The organism is Ornithinibacillus proteolyticus (assembly GCF_039581225.1).
Lineage (GTDB): Bacteria > Bacillota > Bacilli > Bacillales > Amphibacillaceae > Ornithinibacillus > Ornithinibacillus massiliensis.
On sequence record NZ_JBCPXV010000002.1, the window covers coordinates 36,408 to 54,901 of the forward strand.

The 18,494-nt window shown below is 37.3% G+C and carries 17 protein-coding genes; 15 read left to right on the forward strand and 2 right to left on the reverse strand.

What is annotated here, in order from left to right; genetic code table 11:
• The first annotated feature begins 21 nt into the window (after positions 1-21).
• From AAIB49_RS01635 to spo0A, 5 genes are all read left to right on the forward strand, one after another.
• Complete coding sequence (locus AAIB49_RS01635) at positions 22-849, forward strand: TlyA family RNA methyltransferase (RefSeq protein WP_339214732.1); 828 nt, start codon at positions 22-24, stop codon at positions 847-849.
• A gap of 49 nt (positions 850-898) precedes the next feature.
• The gene (gene ahrC, locus AAIB49_RS01640; RefSeq protein ID WP_186869870.1) at positions 899-1,348 is read left to right on the forward strand and encodes a transcriptional regulator AhrC/ArgR; all 450 of its coding nucleotides are present in this window, start codon (positions 899-901) and stop codon (positions 1,346-1,348) included.
• A gap of 18 nt (positions 1,349-1,366) precedes the next feature.
• Positions 1,367-3,079 (forward strand): DNA repair protein RecN, encoded by a 1,713-nt coding sequence (gene recN, locus AAIB49_RS01645; protein WP_343457006.1) that lies wholly within the window; start codon positions 1,367-1,369, stop codon positions 3,077-3,079.
• Positions 3,080-3,316: 237 nt separating this feature from the next.
• Positions 3,317-4,603: a SpoIVB peptidase gene (gene spoIVB / locus AAIB49_RS01650; protein ID WP_339214736.1), complete on the forward strand. Its 1,287-nt coding sequence runs from the start codon at positions 3,317-3,319 to the stop codon at positions 4,601-4,603.
• A gap of 298 nt (positions 4,604-4,901) precedes the next feature.
• Positions 4,902-5,684: a sporulation transcription factor Spo0A gene (gene spo0A, locus AAIB49_RS01655; protein WP_186869867.1), complete on the forward strand. Its 783-nt coding sequence runs from the start codon at positions 4,902-4,904 to the stop codon at positions 5,682-5,684.
• Between the two features lie 373 nt (positions 5,685-6,057).
• Here spo0A and AAIB49_RS01660 read toward each other — a convergent pair whose 3' ends face one another.
• Positions 6,058-6,291, reverse strand: a complete 234-nt coding sequence (locus tag AAIB49_RS01660; protein ID WP_343457007.1) for a DUF2627 family protein — start codon at positions 6,289-6,291, stop codon at positions 6,058-6,060.
• A gap of 367 nt (positions 6,292-6,658) precedes the next feature.
• Here AAIB49_RS01660 and AAIB49_RS01665 point away from each other — a divergent pair, with 367 nt between their 5' ends.
• From AAIB49_RS01665 to AAIB49_RS01695, 7 genes are all read left to right on the forward strand, one after another.
• A complete protein-coding gene (locus AAIB49_RS01665; protein ID WP_211741309.1) occupies positions 6,659-7,756 on the forward strand; it encodes a Glu/Leu/Phe/Val family dehydrogenase in 1,098 nt (365 codons plus the stop codon).
• Positions 7,757-7,769: 13 nt separating this feature from the next.
• The gene (gene lpdA / locus AAIB49_RS01670; RefSeq protein ID WP_339214741.1) at positions 7,770-9,191 is read left to right on the forward strand and encodes a dihydrolipoyl dehydrogenase; all 1,422 of its coding nucleotides are present in this window, start codon (positions 7,770-7,772) and stop codon (positions 9,189-9,191) included.
• Positions 9,192-9,228: 37 nt separating this feature from the next.
• Positions 9,229-10,224 carry a thiamine pyrophosphate-dependent dehydrogenase E1 component subunit alpha gene (locus AAIB49_RS01675; protein WP_339214743.1) on the forward strand — a complete coding sequence of 332 codons (996 nt, stop codon included), beginning with the start codon at positions 9,229-9,231 and terminating at the stop codon, positions 10,222-10,224.
• A 12-nt stretch (positions 10,225-10,236) separates the two neighbouring features.
• Positions 10,237-11,220 (forward strand): alpha-ketoacid dehydrogenase subunit beta, encoded by a 984-nt coding sequence (locus tag AAIB49_RS01680; protein WP_343457008.1) that lies wholly within the window; start codon positions 10,237-10,239, stop codon positions 11,218-11,220.
• A 15-nt stretch (positions 11,221-11,235) separates the two neighbouring features.
• Positions 11,236-12,516: a dihydrolipoamide acetyltransferase family protein gene (locus AAIB49_RS01685; protein WP_343457009.1), complete on the forward strand. Its 1,281-nt coding sequence runs from the start codon at positions 11,236-11,238 to the stop codon at positions 12,514-12,516.
• A gap of 87 nt (positions 12,517-12,603) precedes the next feature.
• Entirely contained in the window at positions 12,604-13,035 is a 432-nt protein-coding gene (locus tag AAIB49_RS01690; RefSeq protein WP_186869860.1) for a BrxA/BrxB family bacilliredoxin, read from the forward strand.
• Between the two features lie 69 nt (positions 13,036-13,104).
• A complete protein-coding gene (locus tag AAIB49_RS01695) occupies positions 13,105-14,085 on the forward strand; it encodes an aromatic acid exporter family protein (protein ID WP_343457010.1) in 981 nt (326 codons plus the stop codon).
• Positions 14,086-14,131: 46 nt separating this feature from the next.
• On the opposite strand, the gene prli42 is transcribed toward AAIB49_RS01695, so the two are convergent.
• Positions 14,132-14,275 carry a stressosome-associated protein Prli42 gene (gene prli42 / locus AAIB49_RS01700; protein WP_186869858.1) on the reverse strand — a complete coding sequence of 48 codons (144 nt, stop codon included), beginning with the start codon at positions 14,273-14,275 and terminating at the stop codon, positions 14,132-14,134.
• A gap of 163 nt (positions 14,276-14,438) precedes the next feature.
• Between prli42 and AAIB49_RS01705 the strand changes: the two genes are divergently transcribed.
• From AAIB49_RS01705 to AAIB49_RS01715, 3 genes are read left to right on the forward strand one after another with little or no spacing between them, the layout of a single operon-like run.
• On the forward strand, positions 14,439-16,091 hold the full coding sequence (locus AAIB49_RS01705) for an acyl-CoA mutase large subunit family protein (protein WP_343457012.1): 1,653 nt from the start codon (positions 14,439-14,441) through the stop codon (positions 16,089-16,091).
• Positions 16,092-16,115: 24 nt separating this feature from the next.
• Positions 16,116-16,934, forward strand: a complete 819-nt coding sequence (gene mce / locus AAIB49_RS01710) for a methylmalonyl-CoA epimerase (RefSeq protein WP_339214751.1) — start codon at positions 16,116-16,118, stop codon at positions 16,932-16,934.
• A complete protein-coding gene (locus AAIB49_RS01715) occupies positions 16,934-18,487 on the forward strand; it encodes an acyl-CoA carboxylase subunit beta (RefSeq protein ID WP_339217964.1) in 1,554 nt (517 codons plus the stop codon). The genes mce and AAIB49_RS01715 overlap by 1 nt, the downstream gene beginning before the upstream one ends.
• Positions 18,488-18,494 lie beyond the last annotated feature (7 nt).

Below are 18,494 nucleotides of genomic sequence, written 5' to 3' on the forward strand. Positions count from 1 at the left end.
ACCAGTAAAGGATTTAAGTATATGAGTAAAATTAGACTTGATGTTCTCCTTGTAGAACGAAATTTAATCGATACGAGAGAAAAGGCTAAACGAGCTGTTATGGCTGGATTAGTATATTCTGAACAAGAAAGACTAGATAAACCAGGGATGAAGGTTGATCAGGACATCCCTTTAACCATTAAGGGTAAGTTAATACCGTATGTTGGTAGAGGTGGACTGAAGCTGGAGAAGGCTTTGAAAGTGTTTTCTGTAGATGTTCATGATAAAATTATGATGGATATTGGATCATCAACTGGTGGATTTACAGATTGTGCATTACAGTCTGGGGCTAGACTATGTTATGCAATAGATGTAGGGTATAATCAACTGGATTGGAAACTCCGGAACGATCCACGTGTAGAAGTGATGGAAAGAACGAATTTTAGATATGTAACAGAAGATATGTTAGGAAAAGGATTACCTAACTTTGCCACGATAGACGTATCCTTTATTTCGTTAAAATTAATTTTACCTGTATTAAAGAAGCTGTTATTGCCAAATAGTGATATTGTCACGTTAATTAAGCCTCAATTTGAAGCCGGAAGAGAACAAGTTGGAAAAAAAGGCATTGTACGTGATAAAAAAGTGCATGTGGAAGTGTTACAAACGATTCTGGCATTCGCTAAGGAAGAGGGGTTTGAGCTTTACGGTTTAACATTTTCTCCTATAACGGGAGGAGATGGGAATGTTGAATTTTTAGCTCATCTAGGTTGGAATAAAGACGAACCTGGAAAATCCATCGAAGAACTGAATCCTGGAGTCGTAGTCGATGAAGCTCATTCAGAATTGAAATCAGCACAGAATACATGAGTAAATGGACTACAATCGTAGTCCTTTTTAATTAATTTGGGGGTGCAATATGAGTAAGATTCAAAGACATATAAAAATTAGAGAATTAATAACAGAGAATGATATCGACACGCAAGATGAGTTAGTAGACCGGTTAAAAAGCTTAGGCTATAACGTGACACAAGCAACGGTTTCAAGAGATATAAAAGAACTACACCTAGTAAAGGTTCCTACCACGGGTGGTAAATATAAATATAGCTTACCTGCAGACCAACGTTTTAATCCCCATGATAAATTAAAGCGACTTATCATGGATGCTTTTGTAAAAATCGATCATACGAGCCACTTCATCGTACTAAAAACGTTACCAGGTAATGCTCATGCAGTTGGTGTTTTAATTGATAATTTAGATTGGGAAGAAATCATGGGGACAATTTGTGGAGACGATACAATTCTGATTATTTGCCGCACGGAAGAAGATGCAGTTGAAATTAAAGACCGTTTTATCAATATGCTTTAAGCAAAATGGGGTGACCAGATGTTAACTGAATTATCGATACGTAACTTTGCGATTATTGACCAGATTACTTTAACATTTAAAGAAGGTCTAACCGTATTGTCTGGTGAAACAGGGGCAGGTAAGTCCATTATAATTGATGCGATTCAATTACTAGCAGGTGGACGAGCTTCTGTCGATTTTATTAGGCATGGAGAAGACAAAGCAGAAATAGAAGGGTTATTTTTAATCGAATCCACTTCACATCAAATTTATTTAGTTGGTAAACAATATGGGATAGAAATTAACGATGGGGAAGTCGTACTGCAACGGGTTATTACGACTTCTGGTAAAAGTATTTGCCGTGTTAATGGAAAATTGGTTACACTGGCTATCTTAAAGGAATTTGGAAGAACACTAATTGATATTCATAGTCAGCATGAAACCCAATCCCTAATGGAACCGGAGAACCATATAGAATTATTGGATTTATATAACCGAGAAGAGATCGAACAAGTTAAAGAAGAGTACACCGAATTATTTCAGCGACTTGAAACATTAAAAAGACGGTATAAAGAGCTAAATGAAAACGAGCAGGAGATGGCTCAACGATTAGATCTACTGGAATTCCAATTAAATGAACTGGAAAAGGCAAATCTTGTTCCAGACGAAGATGTTCAATTAGAGAAAGAACGCAACCAGCTGGTTAATTATGAAAAAATATATAAAGGTGTTCACGAGGCGTATAATGCATTATATGGTGAGCAAAAAGGACTTGAATGGTTAAGTGTTGCACAAAGATCACTAGAGGAAATAAACCACTATGACGATGTAATTGCCAAAAAATCGGAGTCATTATCCAATCATTATTATATGATGGAAGATCTGACATACGAATTGAGTAATTTCTTAGAAACCTTAGAATACGATCCGGACCGTTTAAATGAAATTGAAGGAAGATTAGCTGAAATTAGTCGTTTAAAAAAGAAATATGGTACGTCCGTTAGCGAAATGATTGAATATATGGGTTCTATCGAGGAAGAAATTGAGCAAATAAAAAATAAAGACTCCCACCTCCAGCGTTTAGCTAATGAAATAAACGAGCTAGAGGAAGATGCATTTATCGAGGCACAGCAATTACATGCGATCCGAAAACAGGCGGCGAGCAATTTAATCCGAGAGGTACAGGAAGAATTAAAGGATTTATATTTAGAAAAAGCATCGTTCTCTGTTCAATTCATACCTGAGAATGTTGTAGAAAATGTCCCCCTTCATAAAAATGGTTTTGATCAAATTCGTTTTCTTATTTCAACCAATTTAGGTGAACCATTAAAAGAGATCTCCAAAGTCGCATCAGGCGGAGAACTTTCTAGAATTATGTTAGTATTAAAGAAATTGTTTGCTAAGCATCAAGGTGTGACTAGTGTCATTTTTGATGAGGTAGACACTGGAGTAAGTGGAAGAGTCGCACAAGCTATTGCGGAGAAAATATTCCAAATATCTAATGACTCTCAAGTGTTATGTATTACCCACTTACCACAAGTAGCAGCAATGGCAGATACACATCTATTTATTGAAAAAAACGAATTAGAGAATCGTACTGTCACGCAAGTTAGCGAACTAACGGAATCAGAACAAATCAATGAGTTAACGAGAATGATGACAGGTACAAAAGTGACAGAAACAGCGAAGCAGCATGCCAAAGAGCTACATAAATTAGCACAAGGGTTTAAAAGAACTACAGTAAATAGTTAATATATATTAAAATGCTGTCCCTTATTAGGTATAACGAAGGGACAGCATTTTTTATATTTGTGTGAAACATGATGTCTAGTCTCGATTCCCTAAATTTTCTTCATACAATATTTGTAAAGGAAAAGATAAGCAGGTTTTCTTATCTTTTCCCGGTTTAAAAATAGCTATTAAAGGTCAAATTAGAAGTACAGATATAAAAATATGGTATGGGTTTAGGAACAAGGAGAGTGGACATTTGTGAAGCACATAGACAAAATTCGAATCGTAACAGGATTTTTACTACTACTCACATTGCTAATTGTTCCTTTTACGCCCCCTATACAAAATTATTTTACCATTCCAAATAAGATTGTAACGTTTCAAAATCAATTCCCCTTAGAGGTTCCTAACCTAGGTAATGCTGTTCAAGTATACGCATCTACGGACAATAATTCAGAAGCGGTCAATGCGTCAAGTTTCCATGTTACTGAACCGGGAGATAGTCAATTATATTATTCCGTTGCTGGAGTACCTATTAAGAAAGTTGACGTTTCGATACTAAAGGACGTTAAGGTCATTCCAGGTGGACAATCTATTGGTGTACAGCTACAAACCCTTGGAGTATTAGTAGTTGGCCATCATCTTGTAAACGGTGAAAATGGTACGATGTCTCCTGGTGAAGAGGCAGAGATTAAAGTCGGTGATGTAATCATGGAAATAAATGGTCAAAAGATAGAGGAAATGAAGGACGTTAAACCAATTGTCGAAGAGTCCGGTAAAAACTCCGAACCATTAAAAGTGAAGGTCAAACGTGGTAAGGAAACCTTTGATACGGAATTAAAGCCTGTATTGGATGAAAAGGAAAATGAATACCGGATTGGCTTATATATTCGTGATTCAGCCGCAGGTATAGGAACGATGACGTTCTTTGAACCTGAATCGAAGAAATACGGTGCATTAGGACATGTTATCTCGGACATGGATACGAAAAAACCGATTGAAATTCATGATGGTACAATTGTTAGATCCACTGTGACCTCGATTCAAAAGGGGAATAACGGTACTCCTGGTGAAAAGCAAGCTAAGTTTTCAATCAGAGAAAATAAAATCGGTACTATTACGAAGAATAGTCCATTTGGGATCTTCGGTAAGTTAGATGAATCGATAGAGAATGGTAAGTATGATAAACCAATGCCAATTGCGTTATCTCATGAAGTTAAAGAAGGACCGGCAAAAATATTAACGGTTATCGATGGGGAGAAGGTAGAGGAATTTGATGTGGAAATTGTTTCTAGTGTACCGCAAAAAACTCCTGCTACAAAAGGTATGGTTATACAAATTACCGACCCAAAATTATTAGAAGCAACTGGTGGTATTGTACAGGGGATGAGTGGTAGCCCGATTATTCAAAATGACAAGGTTATTGGAGCAGTAACACATGTATTTGTCAACGATCCAACAAGTGGATATGGTGTCCATATTGAATGGATGCTCCAAGATGCTGGAGTGGATATCTACAATAAAGAGAAGAAACAAGCAAGTTAATATAGTGTGGAAAGAGAACCTGTGCATTGATGCATAGGTTCTTTCATTTTGATTTAGGTTTTATTTTGTGTATAACCGGGAATATACGACCTGAAGGAATAGAATTAAATATTTTTCGACAAAATATCGAATTAGCTGTCGGATTAAATCGAATCATACCGAAAATGAAAGCAAAATAAAGTAATTTAAAGAAAAGATAAAAAAACGCAAAGTTTTTTTAAAAAAAGAAGGATATTTTGAAGTTTTGTCGAATACATAGAGTGGACATTATGGAAATACTTTAAAGGAGGAGCATTTTGTGGATAAGATTTCAGTTTGTTTAGTAGATGACAACAGGGATTTGATCAATTTAATGGAAGAGTTTTTTGATGAACAACCAGATATTGAAGTGGTTGGCACAGCATACAACGGTAAAGATTGTCTAGCATTAGTTGAAGAAAAGAAACCTGATGTTTTGGTGCTGGATATCATTATGCCTCATGTAGATGGGTTAGCCGTTCTAAATATGCTTAGGGAAAAAGGTAAGTCAAGTAATGATCCGTATGTTATTATGTTAACGGCTTTTGGACAAGAGGAGGTTATGAAAAAAGCTGTTGATTTAGGAGCATCTTATTTTATTTTAAAACCATTTGATTTAGAGAATCTTGCGGAACAGATTCGCCAAGTAAATGGACGAAGTGTTCTTTCTAACCGTTCAAACTTTGGTATGAAGAAGGAAAGAAAGAAGAAAGATTTAGAAGCAAGTATTACCAATATTATTCATGAAATAGGTGTACCTGCTCATATTAAAGGTTATATGTACTTACGAGAAGCCATTACCATGGTATATAATGATATTGAATTACTTGGCTCCATTACAAAAGTGTTATATCCAGATATCGCAAAGAAATTTAATACGACTTCATCACGTGTCGAACGTGCTATTCGACATGCAATCGAAGTCGCCTGGAGCCGTGGAAACATCGACTCGATATCCGCCTTATTTGGATACACGGTAAGTATTTCAAAAGCCAAACCAACAAATTCTGAATTTATCGCAATGGTGGCGGACCGTTTAAGGCTTGACCACAAGGCTTCTTAATGAATCGTTGGTATTAATGGGTTAATAGCAATTTTACATATATTGCTAAACAAGGAGTAGTTACCGATAAAGCCTAGCAATTGATAAAAGATATCATTTTTTATTGGTTTGTAAAAAATCAATAAAGGATGGTGTCTTTTTTATGTTACCGATGAATTGGTTAATGTTTATACGTATGTGCAAGATAATTTTTAGTGTCTGTTTTTTAAAATTGTCTAGCCATGGATCTACTTGTCTAAAATTTCTTCATTTATCTCCTAGATTCTTTCCTAGCTTGGATTAAATTTTGTTTATATAGCTTCATTATTGTTTTATTGGTAAGTTTTAAAAACTATTTCTTCTCTAAATTTTTTCTGCTTCTATAAAACAGTTACTAGACGCCCTTTGCCTTCTTTTCTGCTTGCTTCTTACGATCACGATAAATGATAAATCCTCCTAAAAATGCTAGTCCTGCAAGAAATAGGAATAAACCAATCCCAAATTGGATCCAAGCGTGGAAAAAAATAGGGTGGAAATCATCAAATAATGTGTCTCGCATTAATTTAATCCCAATTGCTGCAATAATGCCGGGTATAAAAACAACTAATACTGCTAATAATCTGACCATTATATCTCCTTTTCTTTCTCCCAATAGATAGATTCTACTTAGCCCATAGTATACCAAAATATAAAAAATAGATAAAATTTTAATTTGCCAATATGGAAAATGTACCGTATGATAGAGAAAAGCGCATAAAAAACACCGGAATATATAGCTATATAACCTCAATATTTTTTAATATTTAAAAAATATTTTTTATTTGAATAAAAATAAAGCGCTTACATTTCCTATGAATAGGGATTTTGTATTATAATGTAAAAGTAGTGTTTTTAAAGTGTTAGTTTCAATGGCTTATTTAACGTCAAGAAAGCTTATTTATTAATAGCTTAAGCAGTTATAAATAGCAACGTTTTATAAATGAGGAGGAATAGAAATGGATATTTTTAAAGACATGGAAGTATATGATTACGAGCAATTGGTGTTTTGCCAAGATAAGAACTCTGGCTTAAAAGCAATCATTGCAATTCACGATACGACGTTAGGACCAGCTCTTGGCGGGACTAGAATGTGGACATATGCTTCAGAGGAAGATGCAATTGTTGATGCAATGCGTTTAGCAAAAGGTATGACATATAAAAACGCTGCTGCTGGATTAAACTTAGGTGGTGGAAAAACTGTCATCATTGGTGATCCTAGAAAAGATAAGAATCCAGAGATGTTTCGAGCGTTTGGAAGATATATTCAAGGTTTAAATGGCAGATACATAACTGCAGAAGATGTAGGAACTACGGTTGAGGATATGGATTTAATCCATATGGAAACAGACTTTGTTACTGGAATTTCACCTGAGTTCGGTTCATCTGGTGACCCATCTCCTGTAACAGCTTATGGCGTATATAAAGGAATGAAAGCTGCTGCTTTAGAAGCATATGGTGATGATTCTTTAGAGGGGAAAACAGTAGCTGTACAAGGAATCGGAAGTGTTGCTTTTACTTTATGTGAGTATTTACATAAAGAGGGTGCGAAATTAATTGTTACAGATATTAATAAAGCTGCAGCCCATCGCGCAGTAGAGGCATTTGGAGCGACAGCAGTAGATCCTGATGATATTTATGAAGTGGACTGTGACATTTATGCACCATGTGCATTAGGCGCAACGATTAATGATGATACTATTTCTCGCATAAAGGCAAAAGTTGTCGCTGGTTCTGCTAATAATCAATTAAAAAGTACCGAACATGGTGATATATTGTTTGAGAAGGGAATTGTATATGCACCAGATTATGTTATCAATGCTGGTGGGGTAATCAATGTTGCCGATGAGTTAAATGGCTATAATCAATCAAGAGCGATGAAAAAGGTAGAAGGAATTTACGACAGTTTATTAAAGGTGTTTGAAATCTCAAGAAGAGATAATATTCCTACTTACTTAGCTGCTGATAGAATGGCAGAAGAACGAATCGAATCGGTTAGAAAATCAAGAGGTCAATTTTTATTAAATGGGCTTCATACATTAAGTAGAAGAAAGTAAGGGGGCGTATAGTATGGCTGAGGAGTATGATTTAGTAGTACTTGGAGGCGGAACGGGTGGCTATGTAGCTGCTATCCGCGCCTCACAGCTTGGCATGAAAGTTGCAGTTGTCGAAAAAGGTGAACTTGGTGGTACATGCCTACACAGAGGCTGTATTCCATCTAAGTCACTCTTACGAAGCGCTGAAGTGTATAAGCAAACGAAGAATGCTTTTGAGTTTGGTGTTCAAGCCAATAATGTAGCGCTAGACTTTAATCGTGTTCAAGAGAGAAAAAACTCGATTATCAATACGCTACATAAAGGTGTTCAGGCATTAATGAAGAAAGGGAAAATTGATGTTCTTCATGGTTTTGGGAGAATATTGGGGCCAAGTATATTTTCTCCACTACCTGGTACGATTTCGATTGAATATGCAAATGGTGATGAAAACACGATGATCGTACCAAAATTTGTCTTAATTGCAACAGGATCCTCTCCTAGATCATTACCAGGCCTTGAGATAGATGGTTCTATGATTATGAGTTCAGATGAGGCATTACAAATGGAGAGCTTGCCCGAGTCTATCATCATTATCGGTGGTGGTGTAATCGGTATTGAGTGGGCGTCTATGTTAGCTGACTTTGGTGTAGCCGTAACGGTTATCGAATATACAGATCAAATTTTACCAACTGAGGATGCTGATGTTGCAAAAGAAGTAGAAAAACAACTGAAGCGTAAGGGGGTAACTTTTGTTAAAGGGGCAAAAGTATTACCTGAAACAGTTAAAAAGGATGCCAGTGTAACCATTGAAGCCGAAGTTGCTGGATCTAATCAAGTATATACAGCGGATAAACTCCTTGTATCTGTAGGACGACAGGCAAATACAACTAATATTGGCTTAGAAAATACAGATATTGTAATGGAGAAAGGATTTATTCAAACATCACCATTTTATCAAACGAAAGAATCTCATATTTATGCAATAGGAGATGTAATTGGTGGTATGCAATTAGCCCATGTCGCATCTCATGAAGGTATTGTTGCAGTCGAACATATGGCAGGGAAGCAACCACATCGTTTAAACTATGATAATATCCCAGCATGTATTTATTCTAGTCCTGAGGCTGCAAGTGTCGGATTAACAGAAAAACAAGCAAAAGAAAAGGGCTATGATATAAAAGTAGGAAAATTCCCGTTTAAGGCGATTGGGAAAGCTTTAGTATACGGTGAATCGGATGGCTTCGTGAAAATCATTATGAATAAAGAAAATGAGGACTTACTTGGTGTGCATATGGTCGGTCCACATGTAACAGATATGATCTCTGAGGCTGGTCTAGCTAAAGTATTGGATGCAACACCGTGGGAAATTGCTCAAACCGTACATCCACATCCAACCCTTTCTGAAGTTATGGGCGAGGCAGCGTTAGCGGTTGACGGTTTACAAATTCATGGATAATATTTATGTTTAATTAGTTAAGGGAGGGACTTAAAAAATGGCAACAAATCGTCATGAAGAACTTGGACTAACAAATGATCAAGTTTTAGAAATGTACAAAACAATGCTTCTTGCTAGGAAACTAGATGAGAGAATGTGGTTATTGAATCGTGCTGGGAAGATTCCTTTCGTTATTTCTTGCCAAGGTCAGGAGGCAGCACAGATTGGAGCTGCGTTTGCTTTAAATCGTCAAGAAGATTATATAGCACCTTATTATCGTGATTTAGGAGTTGTACTTGCTTTTGGTATGACAGCAAAAGAATTAATGTTGTCCGCCTTCGCTAAAGCAGAAGATCCAAACTCAGGTGGAAGACAAATGCCAAGTCACTTTGGTCAGAAGAAAAATCGAATTCTAACGGGTTCATCTCCTGTTACAACGCAATTGCCACATGCCGTTGGTGTTGCGCTTGCTGCAAGAATGGAAGAGAAGCAATTTGTTTCGTTTGTCACATTAGGTGAAGGTTCGTCTAACCAGGGGGATTTCCATGAAGGGTTGAACTTTGCAGGAGTTCATAAATTACCAGTAATTACAATGGTTGAAAATAATAAATATGCCATTTCCGTACCTGCGGAAAAACAACTAGGAAACCAAAAGGTATCGGACAGAGCCATTGGTTATGGTATGCCAGGCTATACTGTTGATGGAAATGATCCATTAGAAGTATATAAAGTAGTAAAAGAAGCTCGTGACCGTGCAATTAGTGGTGAAGGTCCAACACTGATTGAGGCAGTATCTTATCGATTGACTGCTCACTCAAGTGATGATGATGACCGTGCATATCGTGGTCGTGAAGAAGTAGAAGAAGCGAAAAAACTTGATTCTATATTCACATTTTCCCAGTATCTAAAAGATGTTGGTGTGTTAACGGACGAGGTAGAAAAAGATATGACCAATGAAATCAACTCAATTGTCAATGAAGCAACGGACTATGCTGAGAATGCTCCGTATGCTGCACCAGAAGATGCATTAAAATATGTTTACGAAGAAAAGTAGGGAGGGATAACCATGCCAGTCATGTCTTATATACAAGCTGTTACTACTGCTTTAAGAGAAGAAATGCAACGTGATGAAAAGGTTTTTGTATTAGGGGAAGACGTTGGGAAAAAAGGTGGCGTTTTTAAGGCTACAGAAGGATTATATGATGAGTTCGGTGAATACCGTGTTCTAGATACACCACTAGCAGAATCCGCTATTGCCGGTGTAGGTATCGGTGCAGCAATGTACGGAATGCGCCCAGTTGCTGAGATGCAGTTTGCAGATTTTATCATGCCTGCGGTTAACCAAATTATTTCAGAAGCAGCCAGAATTCGTTATCGTTCAAATAATGATTGGAACTGTCCGATTGTCATTCGAGCACCTTATGGCGGTGGAGTTCATGGTGCTTTATATCATTCACAATCGGTTGAGGCTGTTTTTGCTAACCAACCTGGATTAAAAATCGTGATGCCTTCCACACCTTATGATGTAAAAGGTTTATTAAAAGCAGCAATTAGGGATAATGACCCAGTCTTATTCTTTGAGCATAAACGTGCTTATCGTTTACTAAAAGGTGAAGTGCCAGAAGATGATTATGTATTACCAATAGGTAAAGCGGATGTGAAACGTGAAGGATCCGATATTACCATCATTACATACGGATTATGTGTTCACTTTGCCTTACAAGCTGCTGAAAAGTTAGCAGAAGAAGGTATTGATGCTCATATTTTAGATTTACGTACAATCTATCCATTGGATAAGGAAGCCATTATTGAAGCTGCCAAAAAGACTGGAAAGGTTCTATTAGTCACAGAGGACAATAAAGAAGGTAGTATTATTGGGGAAGTTGCAGCAATCATTGCAGAAAATTGTTTGTTTGACCTAGATGCTCCTATTCAAAGACTTGCTGGACCTGATGTACCTGCCATGCCATATGCACCTACAATGGAGAAATTCTTTATGATGAATCCTGATAAAATCGAAAAAGCAATGCGTGAATTAGCTGAATTTTAACTAGGAGGGAAAACGATGGCACTGGAAAAAATTACGATGCCCCAATTAGGGGAGAGTGTTACAGAAGGAACCATAAGCTCTTGGCTTGTTAAAGAAGGAGATCATATTAACAAGTATGATCCTATTGCTGAGGTCATGACAGATAAAGTCAATGCAGAGGTGCCTTCTTCCTTTACTGGAACAATCAAAGAAATCGTTACAGGTGAGGGAGAAACGGTCGCTGTTGGAGAACTAATTTGCTATATCGAAACAGAAGCTGGTGTAGCTAATGAATCCAATGACGCTGAGAAGGACGTAACGAAGGAAGCCTCTACCTCTACAACGGAGGTCGCTTTAGACCAATCTATGAAAAAACGTTATTCTCCAGCTGTACTCCGTATGGCACAAGAGAACAATATAGATTTAGAGCTCTTGACAGGAACTGGTCGTGGTGGAAGAATCACTCGTAAAGATATCGAAAAGATTATTGCTTCAGGTGATATTCCTAGTGCACCAGTGAGCGAATCGGTGAATACACAAGCTCCAAAAGAAAAAGAGGGAGCACAACCGCAATCCACTGCTACTGTTCCACCTGTCTCACAACCTACTAGCCAGGTTGGGGATATTGAAATTCCTGTAACAGGAGTACGTAAGGTCATTGCGCAAAATATGGTACGCTCCAAAACGGAAATACCACATGCCTGGATGATGGTGGAAGTAGATGTTACCGATCTAGTTAGTTACCGAAATAAAATTAAATCTGAATTCAAACAAAATGAGGGTTATAATTTAACTTACTTTGCATTCTTTGTAAAAGCTGTCGCACAAGGCTTGAAAAAATTCCCACAGTTAAACAGTACATGGGCAGGGGATAAAATCATTCAACGTAAGGATATAAATCTATCAATCGCGGTTGCGAAAGATCAAGAGTTATTTGTACCAGTTATTAAGCATGCGGATGAAAAGAGTATAAAAGGGATAGCAAGAGAAATAAATGAATTAGCTCAAAAGGCGCGTACCAATAAACTAACTGCTGGTGACATGCAAGGTGGTACATTTACAGTAAACAATACTGGTTCCTTTGGCTCTGTACAGTCTATGGGAGTAATTAATCATCCCCAGGCTGCCATTTTACAAGTTGAATCGATTGTGAAAAAACCGGTTATCATTAATAACATGTTTGCTGCTCGAGATATGGTAAACCTATGTTTATCACTGGATCACCGAATTTTAGATGGATTGATTTGTGGTCAATTTTTAGCCTATGTAAAAGAAACACTGGAAAATATGAATGAAAATACCGTTCAAGTGTATTAGAACAAGTTTTATAAATTGAATTTTAGTTGCAAAATTGATAACCTATATGTTAGGAAAGAAGAAACTTAACATAAAGGGGTGGCTTGTATGGATTTTAATTTATTTATGAATGATATCGTTGATGCTGCACGTAAAGATATAACAGAAGCAGGATATGAGGAGCTAAGAACACCTGAAGATGTAGATGCTGCACTGAATCGTGAGGGTACAACACTTGTCATGATTAACTCAACCTGTGGTTGTGCTGGTGGTGTAGCTCGTCCAGCTGCTGCTAATGCGATTCATTATGATAAACGTCCTGATCATTTAGTAACAGTGTTTGCTGGACAAGATCGTGAAGCTACAGAGAAAGCTCGTACATATTTCGAAGGCTATCCGCCTTCATCACCTTCTTTTGCATTTTTGAAAGATGGAAAAATTGTAACGATGCTTGAGCGTCATGACATTGAAGGCCATAGTGCAATGGAAGTAATGACGAAGCTTCAAGAGATGTTTGACAAACATTGTGAAGAAGTATAAGAAAGAACCAAATAAGGCTGTCCTATACCATAAGGTCAGTCTTATTTCTTGTTAAAAGGAGAAAAACGGGTGAAAATCGGGTATAGAACTATTAAAACAGCAATAGGCACACCTATCTCAATCGTTATAGCACAAGCGTTAGGACTGACCAATTTCACTTCAGCTGGGATACTAACGATTTTGACAATTAAGCCCTCACGTAAACAGTCCGTTATCAGTGCGTGGCATCGATTATTAGCCTGTATTGTTGCAAGTATACTTTCGTATTTGTTTTTTGAGTTTATTGGCTATCATCCGGTTGTTTTAGGATTGATGCTTATGGTATTTATTCCGGTTACAGTATGGTTAAAAGTTACTCCAGGGATTATAACTAGTTCCGTCATTATCCTCAATCTTTATAGTACTAACGGTATTCCCGTTTCACTATTGCTTCAACAATTTATTATCATCTTGGTAGGGATAGGAACAGGTCTATTAATAAACTTATATATGCCTGGATACGACCAAAAATTAAAGCAAATTCAAATGAAATTGGAGCATAATTTTCGGATGGTACTAACCGAAATCGCTCTATATTTAAGGGATAATAATACTGTATGGGATGGCAAAGAAATAAGACAATCAGAGGAATTACTCGAACAAGCGACTCGATTAGTTGAAATTGATAGGGAAAATCACTTGTTACGATCCCAGCATACTTATTATGACTATTTTTACATGCGTAATAAGCAATTAGATTTACTTAGAAGGATGCTTCCTTTAGTGACAAAACTACCGAATCGCGATGAAATATCATTAAAAATTGCAGATTTCTTCGAGGGATTAGCTGATTCTGTTCATCCTGAGAATACGGCCATTGTATTTCTCGAGCAATTGAAGGAATTACGTGATGAGTTTCATAACGAGGATTTACCAACAACGCAAGAGGAATTTGAAACACGGGCAAATTTATTTCGATTATTACATGAAATTGAGGGTTACCTTATCATCAAGAAGCGATATAAAGATAGTGATGTAAGCTTATGGAGGAACCCAAAAGTAGCAAAATAAAAAAGACTGTGATTACTTGAATCTGTAATCCAGTCTTACCATTCCTTTATAAACCAACAAACACAGCTAAACCATAAGTTATTGTAGAAACAACCATGGCAATAATCATAATATATACTGCTAGCTTCATACGACGTTCGCGTTTGGATTTTCGTTTTGGTACAGGTTTGGTAGTTTGGTTTGCAGACATTTGTTAGCCCTCCTTCAATCCATATGCTCTACTTATTTTAACGTTAAAATAGTAATAGGACAAGTAATAAATTCAATCCTATTTTTTTAGTATAAATTATCTTAATATTTTCCTTATTTTAACAGATGGGAAGATTCGAGTTTAACAGAATGGGGGAACAAGTATGAATATCGATGAAAAAGAGGTTCAAAAGAAGTGGAAAGATTCGGTTGCAGAAATATTAAAGCGCTTTCCTGAACGGAAGGAAACTTTTTTAACTAGTTCAGATATTGAAGTAGAAAGGCTGTACTACCCATCAGAAGTAGATAGTACATATATGGATAAGCTAGGTTTTCCAGGGGAATACCCGTATACACGTGGAATACAACCGACTATGTATCGAAGTAAATATTGGACGATGCGTCAATATGCTGGTTTCGGATCGGCAAAAGAAACAAATAAGCGCTTCCGATATTTATTGGAACAAGGTCAGACTGGATTATCTGTAGCTTTCGATCTCCCAACACAAATTGGTTATGATTCAGATGATCCGATGGCTGAAGGGGAAGTTGGAAAGGTTGGAGTGGCAATAGATACCCTTTATGATATGGAAGACCTACTTGAGAAAATACCTTTAGATCAAGTTAGTACGTCGATGACGATTAATGCTCCTGCATCCATTTTGCTCTGTATGTATATTGCTGTTGGAGAAAAACAAGGCGTTCCCATGGAAAAATTAACAGGGACAATTCAAAATGATATTTTAAAAGAATATATTGCTCGTGGAACGTATATATTTCCTCCAAAGCCGTCCATGAGATTAATAACCAATATCTTTGAATACTGCCAGAAGTTTGTTCCAAAATTTAATACGATTAGTATCTCGGGCTATCACATTCGAGAAGCGGGATCTACAGCAGTTCAAGAGGCGGCCTTTACGATTGCTAATGGAATGGCTTATGTGGATGCAGCTATCGAGTCAGGGATGGATGTGGATTCATTCGCTCCTAGACTAGCATTCTTTTTTAACGCCCATAATAATTTCTTTGAAGAGATTGCGAAATTCCGTGCAGCTAGAAGAGTGTGGGCTAAAATTATGAAAGAGCATTATCAAGCAAAAAATCCGAAGAGTTGGAAGCTCCGTTTTCATACCCAAACAGGTGGTTCTACTTTAACTGCCCAGCAGCCGGATAATAATATAGTTCGTGTAACTCTGCAAGCATTGGCAGCAGTTCTTGGTGGTACACAAAGTTTACATACAAACTCTCGTGATGAGGCTCTTGCTCTGCCAACAGAGGAGTCGGCACGGATAGCTTTACGAACACAACAAATCATTGCCCATGAAAGTGGTGTTGCAGACACGATTGATCCGTTAGGTGGCTCATTTTATTTGGAGGCATTGACAGACAAAATGGAAGCAGAGGTAGAAATTTACTTGAAGCGAATTAACGAGCTTGGCGGAGCAGTATCTGCTGTAGAGGAAGGCTATATGCAACGAGAAATTCATCGGACAGCTTATGAAACACAAAGAAAAATTGAAAAGGATGAGGAAATAATTGTTGGGTTAAACAAATTTACAATCGAGGAAGAGGTTAATCCAGAATTATTAAAGGTAGATGAAGAATTAGAACGGGAGCAGAAGGCTAAACTCCAGTCGATAAAGGAAAAACGTGATAGTGAAATGGTAGAAAGTACATTAAAACAACTGAAATGGGCAGCAAGTCAAGCCGATGAGAATTTAATGCCATATATATTAAATGCCGTAAAAGCTTATGCGTCTGTTGGGGAAATATGTAATGTACTCCGTCAAGAGTTTGGAGAATACGGTAGCATCTAATACAAAAGGGGAGGAGAACATAGTATGGCAAAGATAAGAGTATTAATAGCAAAACCTGGTCTTGATGGACATGATCGAGGTGCATTAATAATCGCTCAAGGGTTAAGAGATCATGGGATGGAAGTAATCTATACTGGCTTAAGACAATCACCAGTTCAAATAGCCAAAGCAGCAATTCAGGAAGATGTTGATGTAGTAGGATTATCTTCCTTATCAGGTGCGCATCGTACCCTTTTTCCAAAAGTAATTGAGGAATTAAAAGCGTTAGATGCTGCAGATATTCCAGTAATTGGTGGCGGTGTCATACCTTCAGAGGATATCCCATTCCTTAAAGAAAAAGGGGTAAAGGAAATCTTTACAAGTGGTTCTACGATTGAAGCGTTAGCAGATTATATTAATCAACTCGTAGGAGTACAGGAAGGTAGTATTTCTAACAGAATATCCCATATTGGTATTGCCGTTAGATCAATCGATCAGGTGCTACCATTTTATACGAAGACATTAGGGTTAGAACTAGAGGGAATGGAAGAGGTAGCGTCTGAGGGAGTAAAAGTAGCCTTCCTTAAAATTGGGGAGAGTCGTTTTGAATTACTAGAACCTTTAGAGGAATCCTCTGCTATTCATAAATTTATTGAAAAAAAAGGAGAAGGCATCCATCATATAGCCTTAGATGTGGATGATATTCAGGCAAGGATTAACAGCTTGTCTAAGAATGGTGTTCAATTAATTAATGCAGAACCGAAACAAGGCAGTCATCAATCACAAATCGCTTTCTTACATCCTAAATCAGCACATGGCGTACTGTTTGAACTATGTGAAGAAGCAGGGGGAGAAGAAGCATGATGGATATGTTTGATCGGATTAATGAGCTCTATGATAAACGGAGAATGGCAGAATTAGGTGGTGGGGATGAACGGATTGAAAAGCAGCATGCTAAAGGGAAATGGACTGCTAGGGAACGAATTGATTACTTATTAGATGACGGGAGTTTCGTTGAATTAAATACGTTTATTGAATCTCGTGGAACCGATTTTGAAATGAATGGGTCCAGTGGAATGGGGGACGGTGTTATCACTGGGTATGGAAAAATCGATGGCCGTCCAGTCTATTTATTTGCACAAGATTTTACTCTCTATGGTGGGGCTTTAGGTGAAATGCATGGAAAGAAAATCGCTGCCGTTATGGATCTTGCGGCAAAGAATGGTGTTCCATTTATTGGATTAAATGACTCTGGTGGTGCTAGAATTCAAGAGGGGGTATCCTCACTAGATGGGTATGGTCAAGTATTTTACCGCAATGCCATTTATTCCGGCTATATACCGCAGATTTCCGTTATTATGGGACCAAGTGCAGGTGGTGCGGTATATTCACCAGCTATAACGGATTTTGTGATAATGGTCGAGAAGACCTCACAAATGTTTATTACGGGGCCGAAAGTTATTGAAACAGTAACAGGAGAAAAAATTTCCTCTGAAGATTTAGGTGGAGCACATATTCATAATAGTAAAAGTGGCAATGCCCATTTCCAAGCAGAAAATGAGACAGATGCATTAAATCATGTGAAGAAATTGCTATCGTATTTACCGAACAATAATAACGATAAGCCACCAGTAAAGACCGTAACAGAAGATGCCCTACAAAATTATCGACCAGGATTAGTTGATATAGTTCCATTTGATTCTACACGACCATATGATATAAAACGAGTTATTGAACAAGTAGTGGATGAGGATAGCTTTTATGAAATTCATGCAGAATTTGCTAAAAATATTGTAGTAGGTTTTGCGAGAGTACAAGGTCAAACAGTTGGATTAGTTTGTAATCAACCGAAACATTTGGCAGGTGGACTCGATATTGATTCAAGTGATAAAGCAGCACGATTTATTCGCTTTTGTGATTGTTTTAATATCCCAATTATTACATTTGAAGATGTGACAGGTTTCTTTCCTGGCATAAAACAGGAACATGGTGGTATCATACGACATGGAGCTAAAATCTTATATGCATATTCTGAAGCTATAGTACCTAAGCTAACTGTTATTGTAAGAAAAGCTTACGGTGGTGCCTATGTAGCATTGAATAGTAAATCAATTGGTGCAGATTTAGTTTATGCATGGCCAAATGCAGAAATTGCAGTTATGGGACCAGAAGGTGCAGCAAATATTATCTTTGCTAAAGAGATTGCGGCAAGTACAGACCCTGAAAAAACACGTCAAGAAAAGATTAATACATATCGAGAAAAGTTCGCAAATCCATATATTGCGGCAAAGCTAGGCATGGTCGATGATGTTATCGACCCTAGGGAAACTCGGATAAAGCTTATTCAAGGGTTAGAAATGTTACAATATAAAAAAGAGGATCGCCCAAGCAAAAAACATGGGAATATCCCTCTTTAATTTTAGG

What these genes read in the sequence shown, in the direction of transcription:
- AAIB49_RS01635 (WP_339214732.1), top strand. Translation starts at nt 22, where the DNA reads ATGAGTAAAATTAGACTTGATGTTCTCCTTGTAGAACGAAATTTAATC.
- ahrC (WP_186869870.1), top strand. Translation starts at nt 899, where the DNA reads ATGAGTAAGATTCAAAGACATATAAAAATTAGAGAATTAATAACAGAG.
- recN (WP_343457006.1), top strand. Translation starts at nt 1,367, where the DNA reads ATGTTAACTGAATTATCGATACGTAACTTTGCGATTATTGACCAGATT.
- AAIB49_RS01660 (WP_343457007.1), bottom strand. Translation starts at nt 6,291, where the DNA reads ATGGTCAGATTATTAGCAGTATTAGTTGTTTTTATACCCGGCATTATT.
- AAIB49_RS01665 (WP_211741309.1), top strand. Translation starts at nt 6,659, where the DNA reads ATGGATATTTTTAAAGACATGGAAGTATATGATTACGAGCAATTGGTG.
- lpdA (WP_339214741.1), top strand. Translation starts at nt 7,770, where the DNA reads ATGGCTGAGGAGTATGATTTAGTAGTACTTGGAGGCGGAACGGGTGGC.
- AAIB49_RS01675 (WP_339214743.1), top strand. Translation starts at nt 9,229, where the DNA reads ATGGCAACAAATCGTCATGAAGAACTTGGACTAACAAATGATCAAGTT.
- AAIB49_RS01680 (WP_343457008.1), top strand. Translation starts at nt 10,237, where the DNA reads ATGCCAGTCATGTCTTATATACAAGCTGTTACTACTGCTTTAAGAGAA.
- AAIB49_RS01685 (WP_343457009.1), top strand. Translation starts at nt 11,236, where the DNA reads ATGGCACTGGAAAAAATTACGATGCCCCAATTAGGGGAGAGTGTTACA.
- AAIB49_RS01690 (WP_186869860.1), top strand. Translation starts at nt 12,604, where the DNA reads ATGGATTTTAATTTATTTATGAATGATATCGTTGATGCTGCACGTAAA.
- prli42 (WP_186869858.1), bottom strand. Translation starts at nt 14,275, where the DNA reads ATGTCTGCAAACCAAACTACCAAACCTGTACCAAAACGAAAATCCAAA.
- AAIB49_RS01705 (WP_343457012.1), top strand. Translation starts at nt 14,439, where the DNA reads ATGAATATCGATGAAAAAGAGGTTCAAAAGAAGTGGAAAGATTCGGTT.
- mce (WP_339214751.1), top strand. Translation starts at nt 16,116, where the DNA reads ATGGCAAAGATAAGAGTATTAATAGCAAAACCTGGTCTTGATGGACAT.
- AAIB49_RS01715 (WP_339217964.1), top strand. Translation starts at nt 16,934, where the DNA reads ATGGATATGTTTGATCGGATTAATGAGCTCTATGATAAACGGAGAATG.